Origin of the sequence: Pseudomonas sp. CC6-YY-74, assembly GCF_002025205.1 — a bacterium.
Classification (GTDB): domain Bacteria; phylum Pseudomonadota; class Gammaproteobacteria; order Pseudomonadales; family Pseudomonadaceae; genus Aquipseudomonas; species Aquipseudomonas paeninsulae.
In genome coordinates this window covers 3792621-3804958 of record NZ_CP019947.1, presented here as the reverse complement: position 1 = coordinate 3804958, position 12338 = coordinate 3792621, and the positions used below count along the sequence as shown (strand labels likewise).

The 12338-nt window shown below is 64.6% G+C and carries 10 protein-coding genes; 5 read left to right on the top strand and 5 right to left on the bottom strand.

Annotated elements, in window-relative coordinates:
• Complete coding sequence (locus tag B2D37_RS17275; protein WP_079203844.1) at positions 1 to 417, top strand: cytochrome c5 family protein; 417 nt, start codon at positions 1 to 3, stop codon at positions 415 to 417.
• 127 nt (positions 418 to 544) lie between these two features.
• A complete protein-coding gene (locus B2D37_RS17270) occupies positions 545 to 2668 on the top strand; it encodes an acetyl-CoA hydrolase/transferase C-terminal domain-containing protein (protein ID WP_079203843.1) in 2124 nt (707 codons plus the stop codon).
• On the opposite strand, the gene B2D37_RS17265 is transcribed toward B2D37_RS17270, so the two are convergent.
• The gene (locus B2D37_RS17265; RefSeq protein WP_079203842.1) at positions 2652 to 3224 is read right to left on the bottom strand and encodes a xanthine phosphoribosyltransferase; all 573 of its coding nucleotides are present in this window, start codon (positions 3222 to 3224) and stop codon (positions 2652 to 2654) included. The two genes, B2D37_RS17270 and B2D37_RS17265, sit on opposite strands and share 17 nt — an antisense overlap.
• Positions 3225 to 3252: 28 nt before the next feature.
• Complete coding sequence (gene rep, locus B2D37_RS17260; protein WP_079203841.1) at positions 3253 to 5262, bottom strand: DNA helicase Rep; 2010 nt, start codon at positions 5260 to 5262, stop codon at positions 3253 to 3255.
• Between the two features lie 268 nt (positions 5263 to 5530).
• Between rep and B2D37_RS17255 the strand changes: the two genes are divergently transcribed.
• The gene (locus B2D37_RS17255; protein WP_079205016.1) at positions 5531 to 7204 is read left to right on the top strand and encodes a bifunctional diguanylate cyclase/phosphodiesterase; all 1674 of its coding nucleotides are present in this window, start codon (positions 5531 to 5533) and stop codon (positions 7202 to 7204) included.
• Positions 7205 to 7311: 107 nt separating this feature from the next.
• On the opposite strand, the gene B2D37_RS17250 is transcribed toward B2D37_RS17255, so the two are convergent.
• Positions 7312 to 8697 carry a NorM family multidrug efflux MATE transporter gene (locus B2D37_RS17250; RefSeq protein WP_079203840.1) on the bottom strand — a complete coding sequence of 462 codons (1386 nt, stop codon included), beginning with the start codon at positions 8695 to 8697 and terminating at the stop codon, positions 7312 to 7314.
• 125 nt (positions 8698 to 8822) lie between these two features.
• Here B2D37_RS17250 and B2D37_RS17245 point away from each other — a divergent pair, with 125 nt between their 5' ends.
• The gene (locus tag B2D37_RS17245; RefSeq protein WP_079203839.1) at positions 8823 to 9749 is read left to right on the top strand and encodes a LysR substrate-binding domain-containing protein; all 927 of its coding nucleotides are present in this window, start codon (positions 8823 to 8825) and stop codon (positions 9747 to 9749) included.
• A 5-nt stretch (positions 9750 to 9754) separates the two neighbouring features.
• Here the strand turns inward: B2D37_RS17245 and B2D37_RS17240 are convergent, their stop codons facing one another.
• Both B2D37_RS17240 and B2D37_RS17235 read right to left on the bottom strand, forming a co-directional pair.
• Positions 9755 to 11251: a YifB family Mg chelatase-like AAA ATPase gene (locus tag B2D37_RS17240; protein WP_079203838.1), complete on the bottom strand. Its 1497-nt coding sequence runs from the start codon at positions 11249 to 11251 to the stop codon at positions 9755 to 9757.
• A 34-nt stretch (positions 11252 to 11285) separates the two neighbouring features.
• Complete coding sequence (locus B2D37_RS17235) at positions 11286 to 11558, bottom strand: accessory factor UbiK family protein (RefSeq protein WP_079203837.1); 273 nt, start codon at positions 11556 to 11558, stop codon at positions 11286 to 11288.
• Positions 11559 to 11965: 407 nt separating this feature from the next.
• Here B2D37_RS17235 and glnK point away from each other — a divergent pair, with 407 nt between their 5' ends.
• Complete coding sequence (gene glnK, locus B2D37_RS17230) at positions 11966 to 12304, top strand: P-II family nitrogen regulator (RefSeq protein ID WP_003096476.1); 339 nt, start codon at positions 11966 to 11968, stop codon at positions 12302 to 12304.
• The last annotated feature ends 34 nt before the right edge of the window (positions 12305 to 12338 follow it).

Below are 12338 nucleotides of genomic sequence, written 5' to 3'. Positions count from 1 at the left end.
GTGAATCTGATTAAGAAAATGCTGGTAGCGCCGGCTGCCGTCTTGGCAATCTGGGCCGTGACTGCTCAGGCCACGACCGATGAGGCCATCGCCGAACGTCTGAAGCCGGTCGGTGAAGTCTGCATCATGGGCGAAGAATGCAAGGGCATCGAGACCGTGGCCGCCGCTGCTGGTGGCGCTGCGCGTACTGGCGACGAGGTGATTGCCAAGCACTGTGGCGCTTGCCATACCTCTGGCGTACTCGATGCACCGAAGACCGGTGACACCGCAGCCTGGCAGGCTCGCGCGAGCAATGGTGTCGATGGCTTGCTGGCGAACGCGATCGCGGGCCTCAACGCGATGCCGCCGAAAGGCACCTGCAGCGACTGCTCGGATGACGAATTGCGCGCCGCCATCGAGACGATGTCCGGCCTGTAAGCATCCAGTGCAGCGATAAAAGCCGCCTTCGGGCGGCTTTTTGCGTTGTGGCGCCGCACTGTTGCCATGCAAAGCCTGTGGCAGGGTCCAAACTGAATCTCTCACGGATGCAGTCGGGAGTCGCCAGATGCCGCAGTTATGTTCCATCGAGCAAGCCGTAGAGCGTGTCGTGCAGGACATCCAGGGACCGATTCGTCTGGGCCTGCCCTTGGGGTTGGGCAAGCCGAACCGCTGGGTCAATGCCTTGTACGCGCGGATCAAGCAGTTGCCGCAGCGCCAACTGACGATCTACACCGCCTTGTGCCTGGGTCGGCCGAGCGCGTCGCACGATCTGCAGCGGCGTTTTCTCGAACCTTTCGTCGAGCGCATTTACGGCGACTATCCCGAACTGGACTTTCTCGCCGACCTGCACGCCGACCGCCTGCCCGCCAATGTGCATATCGAGCAGTTCTACCTGCAAGCGGGCAGCCTGCTGAACAGCCCGCCGGCGCAGCAGGACTACATCAGCTGCAATTACAGCCATGTGGCCCGCGATCTCAACGATAAGGGGGTGAATCTGATTGCCCAGTTGGTCGCCTGCGATCCGCAGAGGCCCGACTACTTCAGTCTCAGCTGCAACCCGGATATCACCCTGGATCTGCTACCGCTGCTGGCCAAGCGGCGCCTGGCCGGGGAAACCATTCTCTGTCTGGCCCAGGTGCATGAGGCGTTGCCCTATATGGCGGGCGCCGCACAGGTGACGCGCGACAGCTTCGACCTGCAGCTGCAGGAGGTGGAGCGCAGCACCCTGTTTTCCACGCCGAACATGCCGATCAGCGTGCAGGATCACTGCATCGGTCTGCATGCCAGCAGCCTGGTGCGGGACGGTGGCACCCTGCAAATCGGCATCGGTGCGATGGGCGACGCGGTGAGTGCGGCGCTGTTGGCCCGACAGCGCGACAACCGCGGCTACCGTGCGCTGCTGGCGGAGTTGCAGGTAGCGGCGCCGGGCCCGAGCGACGAGCTGCAACCCTTTGTCGACGGCCTGTATGGTTGCAGCGAAATGTTCGGCAACGGATTGTTGGCGCTGGCCGAGGCCGGAATAGTGCGCCGGCGGGTGTACCCCGACTTGCGCGTGCAGCAGTTGGCCGTTGCCGGCGCGCTGGACGGCGAGGGACGGCCGCGCAGCGTGCAGCTCCTGCTCGACGCCGGCGTGCCGAGCCGGCTGGATGGGCAAACCCTGGCCTGGTTGCAGGCTGTCGGTCTGTTGGACCCGGCGCTGCAGGTGCTCGGCGATTATCTGCAACTGCCCGATGGCCGGCAGCTGCCGAGCGAGTTGAGCCACCGGCAGACCCAGGCTGCGCTGCGCGATTACCTGCGCCCGGCAGTCGGCGGGGCGGTGCTGCATGGCGGCTTCTTTCTCGGCCCAGCAGACTTCTATCGACGCCTGCGCGCAATGGCGCCGGAGCAACTCGCGCCTTTCGCCATGTGCGGGATCCACTTTATCAATGAGCTCTATGGCGACGAGCCACTCAAGCGCCTGCAGCGCCGCGATGCGCGCTTCGTCAACTCGGTGTTCTGCATGACCCTGCTGGGCGCCGGGGTGGCCGATCAGCTGGAGGACGGGCGCGTGCTCAGCGGCGTTGGCGGGCAATACGACTTCGTCGCCCAGGCTCATGCGCTGGAGGGCGCTCGCTCGATTCTGATGCTGCGCAGTTGGCGCGAGGCCGCGGGGCGAATCAGTTCGAACATCGTCTGGCGCTACGGCCATGTCACCATTCCCCGCCACCTGCGCGACATAGTGGTGACCGAGTACGGCGTCGCCGACCTGCGCGGCAAGACCGACGCCGAGGTGATAGCGGCGCTGCTGGCGATCAGTGATTCGCGCTTTCAGCCCGGGCTGATCGCCGAGGCGCAGCAGGCGGGCAAGCTATCCCAGGATTTTCGCCTCGAGCCGCGCTTCGCCGACAATCGCCCGCAGCGCCTGCAGGCGGTACAGGCGCGGCATTCGCCGCTATTCGGCGAGTATCCGTTGGGCTGCGACTTCACCGGCGAGGAGCGCGACCTGCTGCGCGCGCTGAACTGGCTCAAGCCCCGAGCCCGGCTGGGTGCGGTGGTGGCGCTGGGCAAGGCCGTGCTGACGGCGCCGCCGGCCGCCGCCTTCATGCCACAGCTGACGCGAATGGGCTTGGCCCGGCCGCAGGGGTTGCGCGAGGCCCTGTATCGGCGCCTGCTGCTGGCGGGCCTGCGGGCGACTAGTCGAGAAAGCTGACCTGGCCGTCTTTCAGCGAGCTGATGCGCGCCAATGACTCGACCCGGAAACCCTGAGCGTCGAGTTCGGCGCGGCCGGCCTGGAAGGACTTCTCGATCACCACGCCGACCCCGGCGATGCTGGCGCCAGCCTGCTGGATCAGGTCGATCAGGGCCTTGGCCGCATGGCCGTTGGCCAGGAAGTCGTCGATCAGCAGCACATGGTCGGCGCTGGTCAGGTGCTTGGCGGAGATGGCGATGGTGCTCTCGGTCTGCTTGGTGAAAGAGAACACCTTGGCGGTATAGAGCTCGTCCTTGAGCGTCAGCGACTGGTACTTGCGGGCGAAGATCACCGGCACGCCCAGTTCCAGGCCGGCCATGATCGCCGGGGCGATGCCCGAGGCCTCGATGGTGACGATCTTGCTGATGCCCAGACCGGCGAAGCGCCGGGCGAATTCGTGGCCGATCTGCTGCATCAGGGCGGGATCGATCTGATGGTTGAGAAAGGCGTCGACCTTGAGTACCTGGTCGGAGAGCACCAGGCCTTCGTCAATAATCTTCTGCTTCAGTGCTTGCATGGGGTGGGCTCTCGTGGTCTACGGCGGGTTATTTTTTCAGCATGGCGCGCATGTTGGCCAGCGCCGAGTTGCCGGTGGCGGCCTTGACCTCTGGGGGCGCGTCTTCCAGGCCTTCCCAGGCCAGATCCTCGGGCGGCAGTTCATCGAGAAAACGGCTTGGCGAGCAGTCGATGATTTCGCCGTATTGCTTGCGCTTGGCGGCGAAGGTCATGGTCAGGTTACGCTTGGCGCGGGTGATGCCGACGTAGGCCAGGCGGCGCTCTTCCTCGACGGTGTCGGCCTCGATACTGGAGCGGTGCGGGAGGATTTCCTCCTCCACGCCGAGGATGTACACCGAGGGGTACTCCAGGCCCTTGGAGGCGTGCAGGGTCATCATCTGCACGCCCTCGGCGCCTTCCTCGTCCTCCTGCTGGCGTTCCAGCATGTCGCGCAACACCAGCTTGCCGATGGCGTCCTCGATGGTCATGTCGCCGTCTTCGTCGCGCTCCAGGGTGTTCTTCAGCGCCTCGACGAGGAACCAGACGTTGCCCATGCGCGCGTCGGCGACCTTGTCGCTGGACGCGTTCTGGCGTAGCCAGTTCTCGTAGTCGATGTCCATCACCATGCTGCGGATCGCCGCGATCGGGTCGTTCTGCGCGCACTCCTGGCGCACCCGGTCCATCCACTTGGTGAAGCGTGCCAGGCGTTCGCTAAAGCGTGCGTCCAGGGTTTCGCCCAGGCCCATTTCGCTGGCGGCGGCGTACATGCTGATCTTGCGCCCGGTGGCGTAGTTGCCGAGCTTTTCCAGGGTGGTGGAGCCGATCTCGCGGCGCGGCACGTTGATCACCCGCAGGAAGGCGTTGTCGTCGTCCGGGTTGACCAGCAAGCGGAAGTAGCTCATCAGGTCCTTGACCTCCTGACGGGCGAAGAAGCTGGTGCCACCGCTCAGACGGTAGGGAATCTGGTGGTGCTGCAGCTTCAGCTCCATCAGCTTGGCCTGGTAGTTGCCGCGATAGAGGATGGCGTAGTCGCTGTAGGGCCGCTCGGTGCGCAGGTGCTCGGTGAGGATTTCCAGGGCTACCCGCTCGCATTCGGCGTCCTCGTTCTTGCAGCGGATCACCCGGATCTCGTCGCCCATGCCCATCTCGCTCCACAGCTGTTTCTCGAAGGCGTGGGGGTTGTTGGCGATCAGCACGTTGGCGCACTTGAGGATGCGGCTGGTGGAGCGGTAGTTCTGCTCCAGCATCACCACCTTCAGCGACGGGTAGTCCTCTTTCAGCAGCATCAGGTTTTCCGGCCGTGCGCCACGCCAGGCGTAGATCGACTGGTCGTCGTCGCCGACCACGGTGAGCTGATTGCGCATGCCCACCAGCAGCTTCACCAGCAGGTACTGGCTGGCGTTGGTGTCCTGGTATTCGTCGACCAGCAGGTAGCGGATGCGGTTCTGCCACTTTTCCAGGATCTCGGGGTGCTCCTGGAACAGCTTCACCGGCATCAGGATCAGGTCGTCGAAGTCCACCGCGTTATAGGCCTTGAGCGTGCGCTGGTAATGCAGGTAGACGATGGCGGCGGTCTGCTCCTTGGGGTTGCGCGCCTCGGCCAAGGCCTGGTCGGGCATGATCAGTTCGTTCTTCCAGCTGCCGATGTAGTTCTTGATCTCGTCGGCGCCATCATCGCCGGAGTATTCCTTCTGCATGATGTCGCTGAGCAGCGCCTTGATATCGCCCTCGTCGAAGATCGAGAAGCCCGGCTTGTAGCCCAGCGCCGCGTATTCCTTGCGGATGATGTTCATCCCCAGGTTGTGGAAGGTCGAGACCGTCAGGCCGCGCGCCGCGGGACCTTTGAGCAGGCTGCCGACGCGTTCCTTCATCTCCCGCGCGGCCTTATTGGTGAAGGTCATGGCGACGATATGCCGCGCCTGGATGCCGCAGTTCTGCACCAGGTGGGCGATCTTGCGTGTGATCACGCTGGTCTTGCCGGAACCAGCACCGGCGAGCACCAAAAGAGGGCCGCCGACGTAGTTCACGGCTTCCTGCTGCCGGGGGTTCAGTCGGGACATTGCATCGATCGTCGCGGGGAATGGGCGCGCATTTTAGCAGGCCCTGAGATTTGTGCCTGAATCCTCTGGCGTTGTGCGATGGAACACGTCCTGGCAGTAAGCCGGGCTTGGTTATTTCGTGTAATCCAGTACTCTGACGCCGCTTGTCGGTTTTTTGTCTTTAAGCCAGGATGCACCACAGTAGTACTCGGATGTACTTGATTAGACGCCGATTACGCTGCAACAGGGCGGTATGCCGCCGACTATCTTTGAGGCCTGGGGAGGTTGCTTGTCCGCGCTCGACGAACCTTTGCGGTTGGTTCTGCTGGCTGAAACGCCAGAATGGCCCGAGCTATTGCGTGAGCGGCTAGGCGCTTTAGGCAGTATCTTCCCGCTGATTACCGCGCCCTCGTGGGCGGCGGCCAGCAGTCTGTTCGATACCCCGATCAATGGCCTGTTGCTGACCACCGAGGCGCGCCGGCCAGCCGCCGGGCTCTGCCCTCTACCGGTCATCTTGCTGCTTGACGCGGAACCCGCCGAGGCGCCAACGGGGGTCTGCGACTGGTTGGTGCGTGACCAGCTGACGGTCGATGTACTGCGTCGCTGTTTGCGCTATGTGCGCGAGCAGGGGCGTCTGCAAGAAACCCTGCAGCGCCTGGCCGAGCAGGATGCGTTGACCGGTATCGCCAATCGACAGGGCTTCCAGACGCTGCTTGCTGCCCGTCTGGCCGAATGCCAGGGCCGCGGCCTGGCACTCGCGCACCTCGATCTGGACAATTTCCGGCATGCCAACGATGCCCTCGGCCACCAGGCCGGCGATCACTTGATCCGACAAGTGGTGACGCGACTCAAGGCGCAGTTGCAGGCAGGGGATCAGGTCGCCCGGCTGGGCAGTGACGAGTTTGCCCTGCTGCTCGATGTGCGCAGCGATCCGCAGCGTGCGCCGCGCCTGGTCGAGCGCATTACCGAAGCCCTGGCCGAGCCTTACTGGGTCGACGGTGAGAGTCTGTTGATTGGTTGCAGCATTGGCTTGGCCTACGTGCGCGCCGGTGGTGGCGCCGACTCGCTGATGTGGCATGCGCATATCGCCATGCGGCAAGCCAAGAGCCAGCCAGGCTGTACCTTCCACATCTTCGACGAACAGACCGGTCGCGGCACGCGTAGTCAGGCCGAGTTGGAAAGTGAGCTACGCCGGGCGCTGCGTCGCGACGAACTCGAACTGCATTATCAGCCGCGCCTGTGTGTGCAGACGGGCCGCATTGTTGGTCTGGAAGCGCTAGTGCGCTGGCACCACCGCGAGCGCGGCCTGCTGGCGCCAAACGAATTCGTGCCGCTGGCCGAAGAAAGCGGACTGATAGTGCCGCTCGGCTACTGGGTGATTTCCCGTGCCCTGCGCGATATGCAATGGCTGCGCGGACGCGGCCTGCCTGCTCTGCATATGGCGGTCAACCTGTCGTTCCGCCAGTTTCAGGACAGTCAGCTGTTGCCGACCCTTAGCCGCTTGATCGCCGAGCGCGGAGTCGATGCGCGCTGGCTGGAGTTCGAGTTGACCGAGACCGCGGTGATGCGCCGCAGTGATCAGGTGCAGCAGACCATGCTGGCGCTCGGGCGCCTGGGTGTGCGTTTTTCCCTGGACGACTTCGGTACTGGTTTTTCCTCCTTCGTCCACCTCAGCAGCCTGCCAATAGCCCTGTTGAAAATCGACAAGAGCTTCGTCGGCGACATGCACGAACGCGCGGAGAGTCGCCAGTTGGTGCGGGCGATGATCAATCTGGGCCATAACCTCAATCTGCAGGTGGTCGGCGAAGGCGTGGAAAACGCCGAGCAACTGGCCCTGTTGCGCGAGTTTGGTTGCGACCAGGTGCAGGGCTATCTGATCAGCAAGGCGATCCCGTTGAACGAGCTGGCGCGCTTCCTGGTGTTTGGTATGCGGCAACCGTTGTTAGGGCTGCTCAATCCCTAGCGCGGAGTCGGGCATGGCTTCGCGCTCTGGTAGCCCGGATGCAATCCGGGGTCGATCTTATGGACGCCACCGATGCCCCGGATTTCATCCGGGCTACAAAAGACCGCTTACGCCAAACACGTCTGTTTAGCGGCGTGCGCCGGCCGCAGCAGGCGTGCGGTCTTCCACTCGAAGCCCAGGCTCAGGCCGATGGCCGCGCACGCCAGGCCACTGGCCAGGCCCCACCACACGCCTTGCGCCCCCCAACCGAGCGGGAAGGCCAGGGTCCAGGCCAGTGGTGCGCCGATCAGCCAGTAGCAACCGAGGCCGACCAAGAAGGTGGTCTTGGCGTCCTTGAGGCCGCGAATCGCGCCCATGGCGATGGTCTGGATACCGTCGAAGAACTCGAACCAGGCGGCAATCGCCAGTAGACCTACAGCCAGGGCCGTCACCTCGGCATAGGCCGGGTCGCGGCGGTCGAGAAACAAGCCCACCACCCACTGCGGCGCCAGCCAGAACAGTGCGGCGAAGCCGAGCATGCACACGGCGCCGATGCCGATGCCCAGGCGTCCGGCGCGGCGTGCTTCGAGCAGGCGGCCGGCGCCGAAGTGCTGGCCGATGCGGAAGGTCACTGCGTAGGACAGCCCCACCGGCACCATGAAGGCCACATACACCGACATGATCGCAATCTGATGCGCGGCGAGTTGCAGGCTGCCGAGGGCGCCCATGCACAGTGCGGCGAAGGCGAACAGCCCTGCTTCCACGGCATAGGTGCCGCCAATCGGCAGGCCCAGGCGCAGCAGCTCTTGCAGCTCGCGCCAGGTCGGGCGCAGCAGGCCGCGCCACAGCGGGTAGGCGGCATAAGCGCGGTGGCGCAGGACATGCCAGGCCAGCAACAGGGCCATGGCATTCATCACCAGTGCGGTAACCAGGCCGATGCCGGCCAGGCCCAGATGTGGCAGGCCGAACCAGCCCTTGATCAGTGCGTAGTTGAGGACGAAGTTGGCCAGCGCGCCGCCAATGCTGATGGCCATCACCGGGCCGGGGAGGCCGATCGCGCTGGTAAACCCGCGCAGCGCCATAAAGGTCATATAGCCAGGCAGGGCGAACACCAGGGTGGTGAGAAATTGCATGGCCCCCGTGACGTTTTCCGGCAACTGGCCGAGCCCTAGCAGCGCCGGTTGCAGATGCCACAGGGCTACCCCGGCCAGCAAGGCCAGGCCCCAGCCCAGCCACAGGCCGTTCTGGGTCAGGCGCGTGACACCCGCGGCATCGCCGGCGCCATGACGGATAGCCACCAAATTGCCGACCGCGGCGATCACCCCGACGCAGAAGATCGACACGCAGGCATAGCTGGCCGCGCCCAGGCCGCCACCGGCCAGTGCCGCCGGGCCGAGCCAGCCCATCATTACGGTGTCGGTAAAGACCATGAGCACGTGCGCCAGCTGGGCGGCGATCAGTGGGCCGGCCAGGCGCAGAATGGCGCTGAGTTCGTTGCGAAGGGCGTGCGGCATGATGAGTCAAGCTCAGTAAGAGGGCTTGCCCGGGTTGTCCGGGCGAGCGGAGAATGGCGCTATTCTCGGGAGTCTTCAGCGCTCGCACAAAAGGAAAATAACCATGTCAGGCATGATTAATACTCATGGATAAAAGCCGGCGTCTAGCGCCGCTGTACGCCTTGCGCGCCTTCGAGGCGGCGGCCCGGCATAGCTCCTTCACCCGCGCCGCCGAGGAGTTGGCGATCACCCAGAGTGCGGTGAGCCGGCATGTGCGTACCCTCGAAGAGCACTTCGCCTGCCGCCTGTTCGAGCGCCGCGGGCGCAGCCTGCAGTTGACTGAGCCGGCGCGCATGCTGCTGCCCGGCCTGCGTGAAGGTTTCGATGCCCTGGAGCGTGCCTGCACCACCCTGCGCGCCGACGATGCGATCCTGCGCCTGAAGGCGCCCTCGACCCTGACCATGCGCTGGCTGCTGGCGCGCTTGTCGCGCTTTCGTTTGCAAAACAGCGATATCGAGGTGCAGCTGACCAGTGCCTGGATGGACGTGGACAAGGTCGACTTCCTGCATGAGCCGTTCGACTGTGCGGTGTTGCTGAGCAACGGCGTTTTTACCGAGGAGTGGGGCAGCGTGTTGTTGTTCGACGAGTGGCTGATCCCGGTCTGCGCGCCCGAGGCGGCCGCGGACGGCCCCTGGGATCTGGCGCGGCTACAGGGCGCCGAACTGCTGCATCCCACCCCGGATCGCCGCGATTGGCGGCAGTGGCTGCAGGCCATGGGCCTGGCCGAGCAGGTGCCGCTCAAGGGCGGCCAGGTGTTCGACACCCTGGAGTTGGGCATGGTCGCCGCCGCGCGCGGCTACGGCGTGTCGATCGGCGATCTGGTGATGGTTGCCGAGGACGTCGCCCAGGGCCGCCTCGGCCTGCCCTGGCCCTGCGCGGTGCCCAGCGGCTGCAGCTATTACCTGGTCTGGCCCAAGGCGCGGCGCGGTCAGGAGCGCTACCAGCGTTTGCGCGATTATCTGGTCGGCGAAGTGGCGGCGATGCAGTTACCGCAGGTGCAGCGGCGGGCTTGACCGCGTCAGCTCTGCGGATGACCGCGGTATTGCAGCGCCTCAGCCAGATGGCTGCGGGCGATCTGTTCGACCTGTTCGAGGTCGGCCAGGGTACGTGCCACCTTGAGCACCCGGTGCGCGGCGCGTAACGATAGGCCAAGGCGTTCGCAGGCGCTTTCCAGCCAGCCCTGATCGGCGGCGTGCAGGCTGCAGTGCTGGCGCAGGCCGGGCAGGTCGAGGAAGGCATTGGCCACGCCCTGGCGCAGTATTTGCCGTTGCCGAGCGCGCGCCACCAGGGCGGCACCGGTAGCCGTGTCGGCACCGTCGCTGGGGGGGACATGCAGGGCGGTGGTTTCCCGCGCCACCGTGACATGCAGGTCGATGCGGTCGAGTAAGGGTCCAGACAGTTTGCCGCGGTAGCGCTGGATCTGTTCGGTGCTGCAGCGACAGCGGCCGCTGGGATCGCCGAGAAAGCCGCAGGGGCAGGGATTCATTGCCGCGACCAGCTGGAAGCGCGCCGGGAAACGCACCTTGTCACGGGCCCGGGCGATGACGATCTGTCCGCTTTCCAGGGGTTCGCGCAGCACCTCCAACACCTTGCGGTCGAACTCGGGCAGTTCATCCAGAAACAACACGCCCTGATGGGCCAGGGTGATTTCGCCGGGTTGCGGACGGCTGCCGCCGCCGACCAAGGCCGGGCCGGAGGCGCTGTGATGGGGGTTGCGAAAGGGCCGCTGGGGCCAGGCGTCCAGTGGGGTGTGGCTGGCCACCGAATGGATGGCGGCGACTTCCAGGGCCTCCTGCTCGTTCAGTGGCGGCAGCAGGCCGGGCAGGCGGCTGGCCAGCAGGGTCTTGCCGGTGCCCGGTGGGCCGGTCAACAGCAGGTTGTGCGAGCCGGCTGCGGCGACCAGCAGGGCGCGCTTGGCGGCGACTTGCCCCTGCACTTCGGCCAGGTCGGGATAGGGCAGGCTGCGGTGCAGCAAGCCGAGAGACTGATAGGGCGCGATTGGCGCTTGGCCATTGAGGTGCGCGGCCAGTTCGAGCAAGTGGTCCACGGCGATCACCACCAGCCCGGAGGCCAGGCTGGCTTCCTCGGCGTTGGCTTTCGGCACCACCAGGGAGCGTCCGGCGGCGCGGGCCGCCAGGGCGGCGGGCAGTACGCCCCGCACTGGGCGCACGGCGCCGGATAAGGCCAATTCACCCAGGCACTCGATTTGCTCCAGGGCGGTGCTTGGCACCTGGCCGCTGGCGGCGAGAATCCCCAAGGCAATCGCCAGGTCGAAGCGGCCGCCGTCCTTGGGCAAGTCGGCTGGGGCCAGGTTCAGGGTGATGCGGCGCGGCGGGAAGTCGAAGGCGGAGTTGAGGATGGCGCTGCGCACCCGGTCTTTGCTTTCCTTGACCGCGGTCTCGGGCAGGCCGACCAGCGCCAGCGACGGCAAGCCATTGGCCAGGTGCGCCTCGACGGTTACGGCGGGCGCTTCGACGCCGACTTGGGCGCGGCTGTGGACTATGGCCAGGGACATCGATCACTCCTTGATCGTCAGCCGTTCGAGCGGATTACTCGGTCGGCGGCGTAGCGGCTTGCTCGGTGCGTGCCTCGAGTTCGACAACCTTGGCTTCCAGTGCTTCAAGGCGGGCACGGGTGCGGGCGAGGACCGCCATCTGGCTGTCGAACTCTTCCCGGCTGACCAGATCGAGCTTGCTGAAACCGCTCTGCAGCAAGGCTTTGAACTGGGCTTCGAATTCACTGCGGGGTAGCGGCGTTTCACCGTTGAACAGGCGCGAGGCGTGGGCGCTGAGTGCATCGAGCAGGGCTTTGGGCGGCAACATGGCAGGGTTCCAAGAACAGACGGAGCAGTGTAGCACGCAGCCTGGCTTTGGCCCGCCGCGGTCAGTGCTGCACACTTTTTGCGCATAGGTGGTTGCGTGCATGCACCGTTATCGAGCACTGCTCGCCTGTCGGGGCCACGCCTGCTACTGGGTTTCTATTCTAACTATTTGAAATAAATAGTTTTTATATGAAATGGCAAGCTTTCTGCTTAGTCGACTGTGATGAATGCACCGATGCAGTTCCGGTGCGTTAGGCGAAGCGGGAAGTGTTTCGTCGGGAGCGGTTGGTGGGTATCGCTGTTGTCCCCTGGGGCTAGCGATACATTACAAAAGCCAGACACAGCGCTTAGACTTGAACCGGGTTCGTAATTCCTGGGGCAAGTCCACCTTACACGGGAGAAAGTTTCATGAAGCTAGTCACTGCCATCATCAAGCCGTTCAAGCTGGACGACGTCCGTGAGTCACTGTCGGAAATCGGCGTGCAGGGCATCACCGTTACCGAAGTCAAAGGCTTCGGTCGGCAAAAAGGTCACACCGAGTTGTACCGCGGCGCTGAATACGTGGTCGATTTTCTACCCAAGGTAAAGATTGACGTGGCCATCGCTGATGATCAGTTGGATCGCGTCATCGAAGCCATTACCAAGGCAGCCAACACTGGCAAGATCGGTGACGGCAAGATTTTCGTTGTAAACCTGGAACAGGCGATTCGCATCCGTACCGGCGAAACCGATACCGACGCAATCTAACTAAGCCCGCGAACCCCCAACGCCCCAGGAGTAC